Source organism: Pseudomonas sp. S06B 330, assembly GCF_002845275.2.
Taxonomy (GTDB): domain Bacteria; phylum Pseudomonadota; class Gammaproteobacteria; order Pseudomonadales; family Pseudomonadaceae; genus Aquipseudomonas.
This window is the reverse complement of record NZ_CP088149.1, coordinates 4357106-4371981: the sequence shown is the minus strand read 5'-3', so window position 1 is coordinate 4371981 and position 14876 is coordinate 4357106. Positions and strand designations below refer to the sequence as shown.

The 14876-nt window shown below is 59.4% G+C and carries 16 protein-coding genes; 10 read left to right on the top strand and 6 right to left on the bottom strand.

The annotated features are described in order from the left end of the window. Window positions 1–17: 17 nt before the first annotated feature. The 4 genes from CX511_RS19465 to CX511_RS19450 all read left to right on the top strand — a co-directional run bounded on the left by CX511_RS19465 (window position 18) and on the right by CX511_RS19450 (window position 3582). A complete protein-coding gene (locus CX511_RS19465) occupies window positions 18–629 on the top strand; it encodes an RNA polymerase sigma factor (protein WP_045187544.1) in 612 nt (203 codons plus the stop codon). Then, window positions 623–862: an anti-sigma factor family protein gene (locus CX511_RS19460; RefSeq protein WP_045187542.1), complete on the top strand. Its 240-nt coding sequence runs from the start codon at window positions 623–625 to the stop codon at window positions 860–862. The genes CX511_RS19465 and CX511_RS19460 overlap by 7 nt, the downstream gene beginning before the upstream one ends. 198 nt (window positions 863–1060) lie before the next feature. Next, on the top strand, window positions 1061–2374 hold the full coding sequence (locus CX511_RS19455; protein ID WP_045187540.1) for an OprO/OprP family phosphate-selective porin: 1314 nt from the start codon (window positions 1061–1063) through the stop codon (window positions 2372–2374). A gap of 83 nt (window positions 2375–2457) precedes the next feature. Further along, window positions 2458–3582 carry a GNAT family N-acetyltransferase gene (locus CX511_RS19450; RefSeq protein ID WP_101292401.1) on the top strand — a complete coding sequence of 375 codons (1125 nt, stop codon included), beginning with the start codon at window positions 2458–2460 and terminating at the stop codon, window positions 3580–3582. 217 nt (window positions 3583–3799) lie between these two features. Here CX511_RS19450 and CX511_RS19445 read toward each other — a convergent pair whose 3' ends face one another. The 4 genes from CX511_RS19445 to CX511_RS19430 all read right to left on the bottom strand — a co-directional run bounded on the left by CX511_RS19445 (window position 3800) and on the right by CX511_RS19430 (window position 7999). Continuing rightward, entirely contained in the window at window positions 3800–5632 is a 1833-nt protein-coding gene (locus tag CX511_RS19445) for an ABC transporter ATP-binding protein (protein ID WP_045187534.1), read from the bottom strand. Between the two features lie 65 nt (window positions 5633–5697). Beyond that, a complete protein-coding gene (locus CX511_RS19440; RefSeq protein WP_101292403.1) occupies window positions 5698–6255 on the bottom strand; it encodes a peptidylprolyl isomerase in 558 nt (185 codons plus the stop codon). After that, window positions 6249–7061 (bottom strand): alpha/beta fold hydrolase, encoded by an 813-nt coding sequence (locus tag CX511_RS19435; RefSeq protein WP_045187530.1) that lies wholly within the window; start codon window positions 7059–7061, stop codon window positions 6249–6251. Before CX511_RS19435 ends, CX511_RS19440 begins: the two co-directional genes overlap by 7 nt. Window positions 7062–7075: 14 nt before the next feature. After that, window positions 7076–7999: a PA3225 family LysR-type transcriptional regulator gene (locus tag CX511_RS19430; RefSeq protein WP_045187528.1), complete on the bottom strand. Its 924-nt coding sequence runs from the start codon at window positions 7997–7999 to the stop codon at window positions 7076–7078. Between the two features lie 49 nt (window positions 8000–8048). Here CX511_RS19430 and CX511_RS19425 point away from each other — a divergent pair, with 49 nt between their 5' ends. The 3 genes from CX511_RS19425 to CX511_RS19415 all read left to right on the top strand — a co-directional run bounded on the left by CX511_RS19425 (window position 8049) and on the right by CX511_RS19415 (window position 10209). Continuing rightward, a complete protein-coding gene (locus CX511_RS19425) occupies window positions 8049–8363 on the top strand; it encodes a hypothetical protein (RefSeq protein ID WP_045187526.1) in 315 nt (104 codons plus the stop codon). 150 nt (window positions 8364–8513) lie between these two features. Continuing rightward, window positions 8514–9113 (top strand): FMN-dependent NADH-azoreductase, encoded by a 600-nt coding sequence (locus tag CX511_RS19420; protein ID WP_045187524.1) that lies wholly within the window; start codon window positions 8514–8516, stop codon window positions 9111–9113. A gap of 217 nt (window positions 9114–9330) precedes the next feature. Further along, window positions 9331–10209 carry a carboxylate/amino acid/amine transporter gene (locus CX511_RS19415; RefSeq protein ID WP_045187522.1) on the top strand — a complete coding sequence of 293 codons (879 nt, stop codon included), beginning with the start codon at window positions 9331–9333 and terminating at the stop codon, window positions 10207–10209. Here the strand turns inward: CX511_RS19415 and CX511_RS19410 are convergent. Further along, entirely contained in the window at window positions 10150–11451 is a 1302-nt protein-coding gene (locus CX511_RS19410; RefSeq protein WP_045187520.1) for a mechanosensitive ion channel family protein, read from the bottom strand. The genes CX511_RS19415 and CX511_RS19410 overlap by 60 nt on opposite strands. Before the next feature lie 141 nt (window positions 11452–11592). Here CX511_RS19410 and CX511_RS19405 point away from each other — a divergent pair, with 141 nt between their 5' ends. After that, on the top strand, window positions 11593–12918 hold the full coding sequence (locus CX511_RS19405; protein WP_045187517.1) for a DEAD/DEAH box helicase: 1326 nt from the start codon (window positions 11593–11595) through the stop codon (window positions 12916–12918). A gap of 120 nt (window positions 12919–13038) precedes the next feature. Here CX511_RS19405 and CX511_RS19400 read toward each other — a convergent pair whose 3' ends face one another. Continuing rightward, entirely contained in the window at window positions 13039–13308 is a 270-nt protein-coding gene (locus tag CX511_RS19400) for a hypothetical protein (RefSeq protein WP_045187515.1), read from the bottom strand. Between the two features lie 120 nt (window positions 13309–13428). Between CX511_RS19400 and CX511_RS19395 the strand changes: the two genes are divergently transcribed. After that, on the top strand, window positions 13429–13821 hold the full coding sequence (locus CX511_RS19395; protein WP_045187825.1) for a hypothetical protein: 393 nt from the start codon (window positions 13429–13431) through the stop codon (window positions 13819–13821). Between the two features lie 106 nt (window positions 13822–13927). Continuing rightward, on the top strand, window positions 13928–14854 hold the full coding sequence (locus CX511_RS19390; RefSeq protein ID WP_045187513.1) for a DMT family transporter: 927 nt from the start codon (window positions 13928–13930) through the stop codon (window positions 14852–14854). Window positions 14855–14876: the final 22 nt, after the last annotated feature.

The window sequence follows — 14876 nt, the reverse complement described above, 5'->3', positions numbered from 1 at the left end:
TTCAGGATGAGGTAGTGATGTCGGTCGACTTTGAAACACGCTTGCTTGAACGTCTGTTGCGCGGTGATCAGCAGGCGTTCAAGACGCTGGTGACCACCTACCAGGGCGCGATGCGTGCTGTGGCCTATGCCATCCTTGGCAGTCGCCAGGCTGATGAAGCTGTACAGGATGCCTGGCTGGCTGTGGTTCGCGGCTTGCCAGGCTTTCAGGGGCGCTCCAGCCTCAAGACCTGGCTGCTGACCATAACCGCCAATGCCGCCAAGAATCGCTATAAGCAGAACCGCCGCGAGGTGCTGCTGGATGACCTGCCAGCCCCGCATGGCAGTGTCGGTGACGAGCGCTTCGCCGGTGATGGCCATTGGTTGCTGGCGCCTTCCTCCTGGCATGAAGACTCCCCTGAAGGGCTGCTCAGCCAGGATGAGCTGCGTGAATGCCTGGAACACACCTTGCTCAGCCTGTCACAGCTGCAAAGCAGCGTTCTGATCTTGCGTGAGCGTCAGGGCCTGGAATTGGAAGAGATCTGTAATCTTCTCGATATCTCGCTCTCCAATGTCCGCGTGTTACTGCACCGGGCAAGGCTTAAGGTTTTTGCCACCCTGGAACACTTCGAGGAAACCGGCCAATGCTGAGCTGCAAGGAACTGGTCGCCCGCTCCAGCGATTACCTGGACGGACAACTGACCCTGGGTGAGAAGCTGCTGGCCCGCCAGCACCTGCTGTTCTGCAAAAACTGCCGACGCTTCATCCGGCAGATGCGCCTGACCCAGGCGACGATCAAGGCGCTGCCGGAAGCACCAGTAGACGATGTTGACGAAATCGTCCAGCGCATGACTGCCACCCGTCGGCCGCACGATACCCCCTGACCATCAGCCTGGAAGGCCCTGCAACGGGGTTTTCCTGCTTATTCGCATTCGAAGTAAAAAGTTCCCCTGTCATAAAACATTTATCTAAAAGCCACTGATCTGACATAACCCCCCGCCAAGATTCCTCCCCAGCACAAGCGGCCTGAGTCGCGTGTTTTTCCAACATTATCAAGACCATAAAGTAGGGGAGCTTCTTCGATGATCCGTAAGCACTTCGCAGGTTTCGCAGCCAGCGCCTTGGCCATGGCCGTAACCGCCCAGGCTTTCGCGGGTACCGTGACTACCGACGGCGCCGATATCGTAGTCAAGACCAAAGGTGGCCTCGAGGTCGCTACCACCGACAAGGAATTCAGCTTCAAGCTGGGCGGTCGCATCCAGGCTGACTATAGCAGTTTTGACGGTTTCTACACCAACAATGGCAACAGTGCGGATGCCGGCTACTTCCGCCGTGCCTACCTGGAGCTGGGTGGTGTGATGTACAAGGATTGGGCGTATGCAGTCGCCTATGACTTCTCGCACAACTCCGGCGGTGACAACCGTTCCGAAGATGGTTACTTCGATGAAGCCTCGTTAGCCTACAACGGTTTCAATCCGGTCTCGATCAAGGTGGGTCGCTTCGATCCTGAGTTTGGTCTGGAAAAAGCCACCAGCTCCAAGTGGGTGACCGCTCAAGAGCGTACCGCCGCTTACGACCTGGTCGACTGGACCAACTCGCACAACGGCGGCATGGGCCTGCAAGCATCGGGCACTGCAAGTGACTCGTTGTACGGTTCGGTCGGTGTGTTCGCCAAGGACGCTACCAACCAGGACGAAGACGGTGACAGCACCAAGCAGTTCAACCTGCGCGGTGTGTTCGCACCGATGCACGAAGCAGGCAACGTCCTGCACCTGGGCCTCAACTACGCTCAGCGTGACCTTTCCGACACCGCCTTCGATGGTCGTATCCGCAGCCGTCTGGGCATGCGTGGGGTAAGCACCGACGGTGGTCAGGATGCCGGCAGCAACGGCAACCGTCTGGTCCTGGGGGGCGCCAATAATACGCCGGCCGGCGCTTTCGATACCGATAAGGCCTGGAACGTGGAAGCTGCCTGGGCCTTGGGGCCGTTCTCGGTTCAAGGTGAGTACATCAAGCGTGATACTCAAGCTGATGACGCGGCCTATACCGACATCAAGTCTGAAGGCTACTACGGTCAACTGGCCTACACCCTCACCGGTGAGGCGCGTGGCTACAAGCTGGGTAAATTCGACGCGATCAAGCCGCAGAACAAACAGATTGGCGCCTGGGAAGTGTTCTACCGCTATGACCATCTGAGCACTGATGACGACAACGGTACTTTCGCCGATGTTGATGATGTCGAAGCCAAGGTTCACAACGTGGGTGTCAACTGGTACGCCAACGAGTCGATCAAGCTCAGCGGTGTGTACGTTAAAACCAAGGTCGACAATGCCGAGAACGCTGCCGGTGACGACAGCGGTGACGGTTTTGTCATGCGCGCGCAGTACGTGTTCTAAGCACTACCGCTCCTCATCCGTTAGATCTTCAGCCCCGCTTTGCGGGGCTTTTTTTTGCCTGCGCGAAGGGGCAGACTGCGCGCATGCCAAACCTAATCCTGCAACAGCTTGCCGACCTCGATGCCACCACCTGGGATGCCCTGGTCGCGCCAGAACAACCGTTCTTGTGTCACGCCTTTCTGAGCAGTCTGGAAGACAGTGGCAGCGTCAGCCGGCGCACCGGCTGGACGCCAGCACATCGGCTGTTGACCGACGGCACAGGTCACCTGCGTGCAGCGTTGCCGGCCTATGTGAAGACCCATTCCTTTGGCGAGTACGTGTTCGACCATGGCTGGGCTGACGCCTGCGAGCGGGCAGGTATTGCCTACTATCCCAAGCTCCTTTGCGCCGTGCCGTTCTCACCGGTGACTGGTCCGCGTTTGCTTGGCGATTCGCAGGGCGCGGCCGAACTGGTTGATCAGCTTAGCGCCCAGTTGTTGGAGCAAGGCTTGTCGGGTGCGCATATCAACTTCAGCGACGAGGCTGGCGATGCGTTGATGCGCGGCCGCGAAGGCTGGATGGAGCGCTTGGGGTGCCAGTTTCACTGGCGCAATCAGGGCTATCGGGATTTCCAGGACTTTCTCGACAACCTCAGTTCACGCAAGCGTAAGCAAATGCGCAAGGAGCGTGAGCAGGTGGCGGGGCAGGGCATCGAGTTTCGTTGGTATCGTGGCGATGAGTTGAGCGAGGCACAGTGGGATTTCGTGTTTGCCTGCTATGCCAATACCTATGCGATACGTCGTCGTGCACCTTACCTGACTCGGTCATTTTTCAGCTTGCTGGCTGAGCGTATGCCGAGCGCCATTCGTGTGGTCATGGCCCGGCAGGCGGGTCGCGATGTGGCAATGGCGTTCAGTCTGGTCGGCGGTGACAGTTTGTATGGCCGTTACTGGGGGTGCCTGGATGAATTCGACAGGTTGCATTTCGAGACCTGTTTCTACCAGGGGATGGAATTTGCCATTGCTGAGGGTTTGCAGCGTTTTGATGCCGGGGCGCAGGGTGAGCACAAGTTGATTCGTGGCTTTGAGCCGGTGATCACGCGCTCCTGGCATTACCTGTTGCACCCGGGTTTACGTAGAGCGGTGGCAGAGTTTCTTGAGCAGGAGCGGGTAGGGGTGTTGGCGTACGCCGAAGAGGCTTATACCGCATTGCCTTATCGGCAGGTTTGAGGGCACTTACGTTGGTATTGCCCACACTTGCTGTAGCCGCTGCCGAGGTACGAGGCTGCGATCGACTGCAGGGCAGTCGCAACGCGGGCACCTCGTTGGGTCTGAGGAATCGAGGTGGCCAGGTTTTACGGCCGTTTCACGCCCGATCGCAGCCCGGCGGCAGCGGCTACGGGGTCAGTCCAGACAGTTGCTCCCGCCTGTTGGGCTGACCTTGTATTCAGTCAATTCCGACAAACCCGCCAGTCTGGTGATGCCACAGTCGTGCATACAATCCCTGATGTGCCAACAGTTCAGCATGACTGCCCATCTCGGCAATCCGGCCTTTCTCCAGCACCACCAAGCGATCCATACGGGCAATGGTCGAGAGCCGGTGGGCGATAGCGATCACCGTCTTGCCCTGCATCAGTGTCTCGAGGCTTTCCTGAATCGCCGCTTCGACCTCCGAGTCCAGCGCCGAGGTGGCTTCGTCCATGATCAGGATCGGCGCGTTCTTGAGCAGCACCCGGGCAATGGCGATGCGTTGGCGCTGACCACCCGATAATTTGACCCCGCGCTCACCGACATGGGCATCAAATCCAGTGCGCCCTTGTGCATCGGACAACTGAGGGATGAACTCATCGGCGCGGGCGCGGCGTACCGCCTCCCAGAGTTCTTCTTCGCTGGCATCAGGTCGTCCGTACAACAGGTTTTCGCGGATCGAGCGGTGCAGTAGCGACGTGTCTTGGGTGATCATGCCGATCTGTGCACGCAAACTGGCTTGTGTCACCTGAGCAATGTCCTGGCCATCAATCAGGATGCGCCCGCCTTCCAGGTCGTACAGGCGCAGTAGCAGGTTGACCAGCGTTGATTTACCGGCCCCTGACGGACCGATCAAGCCAATCTTCTCGCCGGGGCGGATGTCCAGGTTCAGGTCGTCGATGATTCGGCTGCTTTTGCCATAGTGGAAACCGACATTCTCGAACTTCACCGCACCACGTTCGACCTTAAGTGCTGGTGCGTTGGGGCGGTCAGTCACGGTCACCGGCTGGGCAATGGTCTGCAGGCCATCCTGAACCATGCCAATGTTTTCGAAGATGCCGTTGACCACCCACATGATCCAGCCGGACATGTTGACGATACGAATGACCAGCCCCGTGGCCAGGGCGATGGCACCTACGGTGATCAGTGACTGGGTCCACAGCCACAGGGCCAGCCCCGTGGTCGTGACGATCAGCAAGCCGTTGAGGCTGGTGATGACCACGTCCATGCTGGTGATGACGCGGGACGCCAACTGGGTCTTTTCGGTCTGTTCGCGGATGGCTTCGCGCGCGTATTGCTGCTCGAAGTCGGTGTGGGCAAAGAGTTTCAGGGTGGCGATGTTGGTATAGCCATCGACGATACGGCCCATGAGCTTGGAGCGCGCATCCGAAGAAATCACCGCTCGGGCTTTGACCCGCGGTACGAAGTAGTAGAGCGCGCCAATGTAACAGAGGATCCAGCTGATCAGCGGCAGCATCAGGCGCCAGTCTGCCTCGGCAAACAGCACCAGCGAACTGATCGCATAAATCAGTACATGCCACAGGGCGTCCACTGCCTGCACGGCTGAATCACGCAGCGAGTTGCCGGTCTGCATGATGCGCTGAGCAATGCGCCCGGCAAAATCGCTCTGGAAAAAATTCAGGCTCTGCTTGAGCACATAGGTGTGGTTTTGCCAGCGGATCATGCTGGTCATGCCGGGGCTGATGGTCTGATGCACCAGCAGGTCGTGCAGGCCAACAAACACCGGGCGCAGGAGCAGGGCCACAACCAACATCCAGATCAGTTCGCCAGCATGTTCGCTGAAGAAATGGGTATTGGGGGTGCCCTGTGCCAGATCGATGATCCGGCTCAGGTAGCTGAACAATGCCACTTCGATCAGCGCGCCAATCAGGCCCACTACCAACAGGACGGCAAAGCTGGGCCAGACCTGGCGAAGGTAGTATAGGTAGAACGGCAACACCGTACTCGGTGGTGACGCGCTGGGTGCTTCACGAAAGATATCGATCAGCTTTTCGAAGCGGCGATACAACATGAAAAGGACAACTCCTGTCTGCTGCGACCCAAAGGCCTGGGTTCACGTCCCTGTGAAACCTTGGGTCAGTCGACGCGTTTGGCCGACTTGATGAACACCGGGTCGACCGGCACATCACGCATGCCTTTCTTGACCGTGGTAGGCGAATTGACGATCTGGTCGACCACGTCCATGCCTTTGACCACTTTGGCAAATACTGCGTAACCGGCGTCACGACCCGGGTCGAGGAAGGCGTTGTCCGCCACGTTGATGAAGAACTGGCTGGTGGCCGAGTTGGGATTGGAAGTACGCGCCATCGACAGCGTGCCGCGGACGTTTTTCAGGCCGTTGCTGGCTTCGTTGCGGATCGGATCCTTGGTTGGCTTTTGCACCATCTGCTCGGTGAAGCCGCCACCCTGGGCCATGAAGCCTGGGATCACGCGGTGGAAAATGGTGTTGTTGTAGAAGCCACTGTCCACGTATTGGAGGAAGTTCTGGCTGCTGATCGGTGCCTTGACCGGATCCAGTTCCACTTCAATCTGGCCGAAGCTGGTGTCGAACAATACGTGGGGTGCTTTATCGGCCGCCATCAGGCTGGTGGCGAAAACGACCGAGCAGGTGGCGAGCAGGAGTTTTTTCAGCATGGGCTCAATGTTCCTTGAGAGGTAGTGGACGCCGCCAGAAAGTGCAGCAGCGTCTGATTGAAAACGTGAGGTTGATCCAGGGGGGTAGCGTGCCGGGAATCTTCAATGACCGCCAGTCGCGCCTGAGGAATCAGGCGCACGTAGCGCTCTTTGAGGTCTACCGGGGTGTAATCATGGTCGGCGCTGATGACCAGCGTAGGACAGCGGATCTGCCCCAGGCGTTCGCTGACGCCCCAACCGACAATGGCATCGAAGCTGGCCAGGTAGGCGCGCTTGTCGTTTTTCGCCCAACGTTCGGCCATCTTGCGGCGCAGGTCGGCTTGTTCCGGCTTGGGAAACAAGCGGGAGGCCAAACCTTTGCCGATGGCTTCCAGACTCAGCAGGCGTGCCATGGCCCAGCGCTGGGCCCAAAATATCCATTCCTGGCGGGTACGGCGTTTGACCTCCGGGGCACTGTTGACGATGCACAGGCTGCGTAACCATTCGGAATGATCAACGGCGAACTGAAAGCCGACCATACCGCCCATGGACAGGCCGACCAGGTGTACAGGTCCAGTCTGCAGTTGTTCGAGCAGGGCCAGCAGGTCGGCGCTGAAACTCTGAATGCTATAGCGTTCGCGAGGCTTGTCGGAGCGGCCGTGACCGCGGATGTCCATGAGGATCACCCGGTAGTGACGGGCAAGTGTCGGCACCTGCATTTCCCAGTCCTGGCAACTCGACCCCAGCCCATGCAACAGCACCAGGGGTTCACCCTGGCCATATTCCTCGTAGTGCAACGAGCAACCTTCATGTTCGAAATAGGCCATGGGCGTGATTCCTGTCAGGCTTGGGCGGGAGCGGCGAAGGGCACGTCCAAGGGTGCTGTATCGAAATTGCGCAGCAACTCGATAAGAATCTGCGTGGCCGGGCCCAAGGGTTTGTCCTTGTTGGAGTAAAGGTAGAACAGTGGATGGCGACTGCCACCCTGATCCAGCGGCAGAGGCTTGAGTACGCCATCGCGCAACTCACGTTCAATCAGGTGGCGCGGTAGCCAGGCAAAGCCCAGGCCGCTGCTGACGAAGGTGGCGGCAGTGGCCAGGCTGCCGACCGTCCAGCGCTGCTCGGCGCCAAGCCAGCCCACATCGAGTGGTTGCGCGCGCCCCGAGTCACGGATGACCACTTGCAGCTGGCTTTCCAGGTCTTGGAAATTCAGCTCGCGGCCCAGGCGGTGCAGGCTGTGGTCAGGGTGGGCAACGGCGACGAACTCCACCGAACTGAGTTCGGTGCCCAGGTAACCGGAAATGCTGAAGCCGCTGATCGCCAGGTCAGCGATGCCTTCGTGCAGCACCTCTTCAACGCCGGACAGCACTTCTTCGCGCAGACGTACACGGCAACCCCGGCTCTGCGGCATGAACGCGCTCAGGGCGCGGACCAGGCGGGCGTTGGGGTAGGCGGCATCAACCACCAGCCGCACTTCAGCCTCCCAGCCCTGTTCCATGTGGTGGGCCAGGTCTTCCAGTTGGCTGGCCTGTTTGACCAACTGCCGCGAGCGGCGCAGCAGGACGTTCCCGGCTTCAGTCAGCACCGCCTTGCGCCCGTCGATGCGCAGCAGTGGCACGCCCAGTTGGTCTTGCATGCGCGCCACGGTGTAGCTCACCGAGGATTGCGAGCGGTGCAATGCTTCGGCCGCTTGGGCAAATCCACCGTGATCGACTACCGCTTGCAGGGTCCGCCACTGATCCAGGGTAACGCGCGGCGCTTTCATCTTCGGCTCCTGTTGTCCTAAGCTGGCGCTCTTTCATGGAGAGCGTCGTATGAAGAAATGTTGTGCTGTACTGCTGGCCCTGCTTCCGCTCACAGCCTTGGCTTATCCCATTGACGTGGAAAAGCATCTCGACGGCGTCAAGCTCGACTACGCCACCTATGACACCGACCGTGACATGGGCTCGATCACCTTGAACAACTATGGTGAGGTGCCCGCGCAATGCAAAGTAAGGTTCCAAAATGGTCCGGAAGCCCCCAGGGTGCGCCGCGTGCAGGTACCGGCCAAGCAGAGTAAGGATGTCACCGCCAAGTTCAACCGCGAGATTATCAAGCTGCGCATCAGCCTGGACTGCAAGCCGCAATAAGGCGCGCGCACTGAGGTTCAGGGTAGTGCACCGACACAATAAAACAAATTAACTGATAGATTGCACCCAGATTTTACGCTTTTTAATCGATCGGTCACTGTTTAGTCTTACCTCCATCGACTTACCGCATTTGCCGATGGAGGCAACCCCATGTCCCGTGTACTTGTTATCGAAAGCAGCGCTCGTCAGCAGGACTCGATCTCCCGGCAACTGACCCGTGACTTTGTCAGCCAGTGGCAAGCGGCCCACCCTGGCGACCAGATCACCCTGCGCGATCTGGCCATCAACCCGGTTCCGCACCTGGATGCCAACCTGCTCGGTGGTTGGATGAAGCCTAAAGACCAGCGTAATGCTGACGAGCTGCAGGCCCTGGCCCGCTCCAACGAATTGACCGATGAAGTACTGGCCGCCGATGTGCTGGTACTGGCTGCGCCGATGTACAACTTCACCATCCCAAGCACCTTGAAGGCCTGGCTGGACCATGTTCTACGTGCTGGCGTCACCTTCAAGTACACCGAAACCGGCCCACAAGGGCTGCTCACCGGCAAGAAGGCTTACATGCTCACTGCCCGCGGTGGCATCCATGCTGGCGCCACCACGGATCACCAGGAACCCTACCTGCGTCAGGTAATGGCGTTCATTGGCATCCACGATGTGACCTTCATTCACGCCGAAGGCCTGAACCTGGGAGGGGACTTCCACGAGAAGGGCTTGAACCAGGCCAAGGCACAACTGGCTGCGGTGGCCTGAGCCACCCCCTGAATTTTCCCGATTGATACCTGCTGCTCCTTTGGGTGTGCTTGCCCGGTCTGCGTATGCATGACCGGGATTTTTTTGTGTGGGCTTCCACAAAGGCGGAGCCTGTACAGGCCCTGTAGGGGCACGGGCTAGAGCGGACCCTTGTTTTTGCAGTTGCCGGGTAGGGAGTGACCGGCTAATGTCGCCGCCTCTACAGCAAGGGGCAACCATGGGCTATTTATTGATCGTCGCGCTGATCCAGGCATTTTCCTTCAGCCTGATTGGCGAGTACCTGGCTGGACATGTGGACAGTTACTTCGCCGTGCTGGCGCGGGTACTGCTGGCCGGACTGGTGTTTTTGCCCTTGACCCGCTGGCGTCAGGTCGAGCCGCGTTTCATGCGCTCGATGCTGCTGATCGGCGCGCTGCAATACGGCATCACCTATGTCTGCCTGTACCTGAGTTTCAGGGTGCTGACCGTGCCGGAAGTGCTGCTGTTCACCATCCTCACGCCGTTGCACGTGACCTTGATCGAAGATGCCCTGAACCGGCGCTTCAACCCGTGGGCACTGGTGGCAGCGCTGGTCGCGGTGGCGGGTGCGGCAGTCATTCGTTTCGACAGCATCAGCCCGGACTTCTTTATCGGTTTCTTGCTGCTGCAACTGGCCAACTTCACCTATGCGGCCGGGCAAGTGCTGTACCGTCACCTGATCGCGCGCAACCCCAGTGACCTGCCGCACTACCGGCGTTTCGGTTACTTCTACCTGGGCGCCTTGTTGGTGGTGTTGCCTGCGTTCCTGGCGTTCGGCAACAGCCAGCACCTGCCAAGCACCGATGTGCAATGGCTGGTGTTGCTGTTCCTCGGGCTATGCCCGACGGCATTGGGCTTGTACTGGTGGAACAAGGGCGCGTGCCTGGTTTCCGGCGCGACCCTGGCGGTGATGAACAACCTGCACGTACCGGTGGGGCTGCTGCTCAATTTGCTGATCTGGAACCAGCACGAGCCCCTGGGCAGGTTGTTCATCGGCGGGGCGATTATCCTGGCTTCGCTATGGCTCGGTCGTCTCGGCAGTCAGCGTCCGTTGCTGGTGGGGCAGGCTCGCCGGTAGCAGCCCGGCGCGCAGGTCGGTGCCGCTGGGTTGCTGGTACAGGCTCAGGCCGAACTCCGGCATCACTGCCAGCAGGTAGTCGAAGATGTCACCCTGGATCCGCTCGTAATCACCCCATGCGGTGGTGCGGGTGAAGCAGTAAATCTCTAGCGGGATGCCCTGGGCGGTGGTCTGCATCTGGCGGACCATGCAGGTCATGTTCGGCTGGATCTCCGCGTGGCTCTTCAGGTAGGCCAGGGCATAGGCGCGGAAGGTACCGATGTTGGTCATGCGCCGACGGTTGGCGGACAACTCGGCGACATTACCCTGAGCCTCGTTCCAGGCTTTGAGCTCGCTGCGCTTGCGGGCGATGTAGTCGGTCAGCAGGTGAACCTGGCTCAGACGCTGTTCTTCGTTGTCGGTCAGGAACCGTACACCGCCAGCGTCGATATACAGGCTGCGCTTGATCCGGCGCCCGCCTGATTGCTGCATGCCGCGCCAGTTCTTGAACGATTCGGACATCAATCGCCAGGTAGGGATCGAGACGATGGTCTTGTCGAAGTTCTGCACCTTGACCGTGTGCAAGGTGATGTCCACCACATCGCCGTCAGCACCGACCTGCGGCATCTCGATCCAGTCACCGACCCGCAGCATGTCGTTGCTGGTCAGCTGCACGCTGGCCACGAACGACAGCAAGGTGTCCTTATATACCAACAGAATCACCGCCGACATGGCACCCAGGCCTGACAGCAGCAACAGCGGCGAGCGGTCGATCAGGGTGGCGACGATGATGATCGCGCCAAAGATGAACAAGACCATCTTCGCCAGTTGCACATAACCCTTGATCGAGCGAGTGCGGGCGTGTTCGGTGCGCGCGTAGATGTCGAGCAGGGCGTCGAGCAGGGCGCTGATGGCCAGTACCAGAAACAGAATGGTGAAGGCCAACGCAACGTTGCCCAGGAAGTGCTGGCTGGTGGCGTTGAGCTCCGGAACTAGCTTCAGGCCGAATTGCACCACCAGCGATGGCGTCATTTGTGCCAGGCGGTGGAAAACTTTGTTGTTCAGCAGATCATTGAGCCAGTGCACAGCCGGCTGTCGGCTCAGCAGCTTGACCGCGTGAAGGATTAGAAAGCGTGCTACCCGGCCGAGCACTAGCGCGATGACCAGCAGAACGCCCAGCCCAAGGCCTGCGTGCAGCACGGGATGTTGATCGAGAGTGCCCCATAGATCGAGGGCGTTTTGCCAGAACTGTTCAATAGCCATGCGGTAGTTGACGTGTCCGATTGGAAAGTGAGGGCTTATTAGAGCGCGGAAAGGTGCATCAATGCCAAAAGAAATTCGGCGTGAGCGCCGGAAAACGTTACCCTATACGGCTGAATTTCTGCACATGCCCGAGGTACACCCGTGTTTTCCCAATTCGCCCTGCACGAACGCCTGCTCAAAGCCGTTGCTGCATTGAACTTCGAAGAGCCGACTCCGGTGCAGGCGGCCGCCATTCCCCTGGCTTTGCAGGGGCGTGACCTGCGGGTGACGGCGAAAACCGGTAGCGGCAAAACCGCAGCCTTCGTACTGCCCGTGCTCAACCGTCTGGTCGATCTGAAGCAGAAGCGCGTCGAGATCCGCGCCCTGGTGCTGCTGCCGACCCGTGAGCTGGCGCAGCAAACCCTGAAGGAAATCGAGCGTTTTGCCCAGTTCACCTTTATCAAGGCTGGCATGATCACCGGTGGTGAAGACTTCAAGGAACAGGCTGCCATGCTGCGCAAGGTGCCGGACATCCTGGTCGGCACCCCAGGCCGCATGCTTGAGCAGCTCAATGCCGGCAACCTGAAGCTTGAGCATGTGCAAGTGGTTGTCCTCGACGAAGCTGACCGCATGCTCGACATGGGCTTCTCCGAAGACGTCGAGCGCCTGTGCGGCGAGTGCCCGAACCGCGAACAAACCCTGCTGTTCTCCGCCACCACCGGCGGTGCAGGCCTGCGCGACATGATCGGCAAGGTGCTCAAAGACCCGGAGCACCTGATGCTCAACACCGTCAGCCAGCTCAACGACGGTACCCGTCAGCAGATCATTACCGCTGATCACAACCAGCACAAAGAGCAGATCGTTCAGTGGTTGCTGGCCAACGAGACCTACCAGAAGGCGATCATCTTCACCAATACCCGGGTCATGGCTGACCGTATCTACGGTCATTTGGTGGCCAAGGACATCAAAGCCTTCGTCCTGCATGGCGACAAAGACCAGAAAGACCGCAAGCTGGCTATCGAGCGTCTGAAGCAAGGCGGCGCCAAGGTGCTGGTGGCCACCGATGTCGCAGCCCGTGGCCTGGACGTCGATGGCCTGGATCTGGTGATCAACTTCGACATGCCGCGCAGCGGCGACGAATATGTGCACCGTATTGGCCGTACAGGTCGTGCCGGTAACGAAGGCCTGGCGGTTTCGCTGATCTGCCACGGCGACTGGAACCTGATGTCGAGCATCGAGCGCTACCTGAAGCAGAGCTTCGAGCGCCGTGTGATCAAGGAAGTCAAAGGCACCTACACCGGACCGAAGAAGGTCAAGGCCTCGGGCAAGGCTGCGGGCGTGAAGAAGAAAAAGACGGACAAGAAGGGCGACAAGAAAGTTGTGGCCAAGCGCAAGCCTACGGCCAAGCCTAAGCCGAACGCACCGTTGGCCAGTGCTGATGGTCTGGCGCCGCTCAAGCGTCGCAAGCCGGCCCCGGCTGCTGAGTAAGGTTATGCGGTGATGGCGCCCATTCGGGCGTCATCGCCGACAATGCCGGCTCCCACAGGGTTGGGCGTAAAACCAACCCTTGTGGGTGCAGGCATTGCCTGCGATTGCTTTACCATCCCTTCAAACCTTTTTCTCCGCCGTCCTCAATTCTTGCAACCGCTTGTCGATCAGTTGGCATTTGTCCGGCAGGTCCTTGCTGGCGCTGTCCAGCTTCATGCCTTGTAACTCGTCGTTGATCTCCTTGGCCTTCTGCGGATTCTGTTCCGTCAGTCGCGTGACCTCCTTGGCCAGTTCCTCGCGTTTCTCCGTGGCTTCCTCAAGTGTGCACGCCCAACTGGGCAGGGCCAGCAACAGGCTGGCGGCAGCAGCGATGTTCAGCAGGGTCTTCATGGTTGCGGCTCCCGTGGCATCAGTCTTGCGGTTGAGGGCTGTAACGCAGGCAAAGTTCAGTCGAACCGCAGCGACTGGCGTCGGTCACAACCTTACACACCCTTAATTGAGGTCATGCTGATGATCACCTACGACTGGGACCTGATCGAACGCCTGCTGCACGAAGTGCAGAACAGTGCCGGTCACAGCTTCACTCCGCGCCCTTATGCCGAACAGCATGCTGCCGAGCGTGCCGCCCATGGCGAGTCGGGTGCGGATCTGGATCACCTCAAAACCCTCGCCTGCGATTATGAAAAGCTGCTGTTCGAGCGCGACTACATCGCAAGTCGACCTGAAGACGAGGGTGGCAACGGCGAGAATTTCGTCCTCACAGCACGCGGTTCGCGTTTGCTTAGCCTGCTCGACAGCAGCATTCCCGGCAATGAACATCCGCGCCAGGTGCTCGATGAGCAGGAGGATGCGCTGGACGAAGCGACCTTCGACCAGTTGGCGTCGAACGTGCAAATTGCCTGAGGGCGACACAAGGCTGGTAATGAGTCCCTGCAGCCGCTGATAATCGGCGTTGGATCCACTGCTGCCGAGACGCTGCCATGCCGTTAACCGATAGCGGGTGCCCGCAATGAGCGCCACCCGTCGTAATACTGATGCCTTTGCTCTGCAAGTAATGGTGTTGCTGTGCCTGATCTGGGGCATCCAGCAAGTGATGATCAAATTGGCCGCTGGCGATATTGCGCCGGTGATGCAGCAGGCCTTGCGATCGGGGATGGCCGCCGTGCTGGTGGGCCTATTGATCTGTTGGCGTGGCGGCTGGAGTCAGGTCCCCCACACGTGGAAAGGCGGTCTGCTGGCGGGAGCCCTGTTCGGCGTGGAGTTTTTGTTCATCGCCGAAGGTTTGAAACTGACGTCGGCAGCGCATATGTCGGTGTTCCTCTACACCGCACCGGTGTTTACCGCCCTGGGGTTGCACTGGCTGCTGCCCAGCGAGCGGTTGCGTGCGCTGCAATGGCTGGGCATTGTGCTGGCCTTTGGCGGCATTGCGTACGCCTTTGCTGGCGGTGGGGCATTCGCGCAGATGGACAGCCGCATGCTCCTGGGCGATGCCTTTGGGGTGTTGGCCGGACTGGCCTGGGGCGCAACCACGGTGGTGGTGCGCAGCTCACGGCTCTCGGAAGCACCGGCGACCTTGACGTTGTTCTATCAACTGGCCGTCGGCTTCGTCGGCTTGCTGTTGATCGCCGCCCTCAGTGGTCAGGTCACCCAGGTGCATTTCACGCCGTTGTCGATTGGTAGCCTGTTGTTCCAGGGGCTGATCGTATCGTTCTTCAGCTACCTGACCTGGTTTTGGTTGCTGCGGCGCTACCTGGCCTCGAACCTGGCGGTATTTTCCTTCATCACGCCATTGTTCGGGGTGACCTTCGGTGTGTTGTTGCTGGATGAACCGCTGAGCCTGAACTTTGTCCTCGGCGCGGTCATGGTGCTGCTCGGTGTAACCCTGGTCAGTGCTGAGCAGTGGGTGCGCCGACGCTTGCGCAGCCTGCTCGGTTAGCCGGCGCGGTACCCTTAGAGGC

Excerpts from the sequence above, each read along its gene's own strand:
- CX511_RS19400 (WP_045187515.1), bottom strand. The coding sequence starts at position 13,308 with ATGAAGACCCTGCTGAACATCGCTGCTGCCGCCAGCCTGTTGCTGGCC.
- CX511_RS19460 (WP_045187542.1), top strand. The coding sequence starts at position 623 with ATGCTGAGCTGCAAGGAACTGGTCGCCCGCTCCAGCGATTACCTGGAC.
- CX511_RS19435 (WP_045187530.1), bottom strand. The coding sequence starts at position 7,061 with ATGGCCTATTTCGAACATGAAGGTTGCTCGTTGCACTACGAGGAATAT.
- CX511_RS19430 (WP_045187528.1), bottom strand. The coding sequence starts at position 7,999 with ATGAAAGCGCCGCGCGTTACCCTGGATCAGTGGCGGACCCTGCAAGCG.
- CX511_RS19455 (WP_045187540.1), top strand. The coding sequence starts at position 1,061 with ATGATCCGTAAGCACTTCGCAGGTTTCGCAGCCAGCGCCTTGGCCATG.
- CX511_RS19410 (WP_045187520.1), bottom strand. The coding sequence starts at position 11,451 with ATGGCTATTGAACAGTTCTGGCAAAACGCCCTCGATCTATGGGGCACT.
- CX511_RS19440 (WP_101292403.1), bottom strand. The coding sequence starts at position 6,255 with ATGCTGAAAAAACTCCTGCTCGCCACCTGCTCGGTCGTTTTCGCCACC.
- CX511_RS19465 (WP_045187544.1), top strand. The coding sequence starts at position 18 with ATGTCGGTCGACTTTGAAACACGCTTGCTTGAACGTCTGTTGCGCGGT.
- CX511_RS19425 (WP_045187526.1), top strand. The coding sequence starts at position 8,049 with ATGAAGAAATGTTGTGCTGTACTGCTGGCCCTGCTTCCGCTCACAGCC.
- CX511_RS19390 (WP_045187513.1), top strand. The coding sequence starts at position 13,928 with ATGAGCGCCACCCGTCGTAATACTGATGCCTTTGCTCTGCAAGTAATG.
- CX511_RS19395 (WP_045187825.1), top strand. The coding sequence starts at position 13,429 with ATGATCACCTACGACTGGGACCTGATCGAACGCCTGCTGCACGAAGTG.
- CX511_RS19445 (WP_045187534.1), bottom strand. The coding sequence starts at position 5,632 with ATGTTGTATCGCCGCTTCGAAAAGCTGATCGATATCTTTCGTGAAGCA.
- CX511_RS19415 (WP_045187522.1), top strand. The coding sequence starts at position 9,331 with ATGGGCTATTTATTGATCGTCGCGCTGATCCAGGCATTTTCCTTCAGC.
- CX511_RS19420 (WP_045187524.1), top strand. The coding sequence starts at position 8,514 with ATGTCCCGTGTACTTGTTATCGAAAGCAGCGCTCGTCAGCAGGACTCG.
- CX511_RS19450 (WP_101292401.1), top strand. The coding sequence starts at position 2,458 with ATGCCAAACCTAATCCTGCAACAGCTTGCCGACCTCGATGCCACCACC.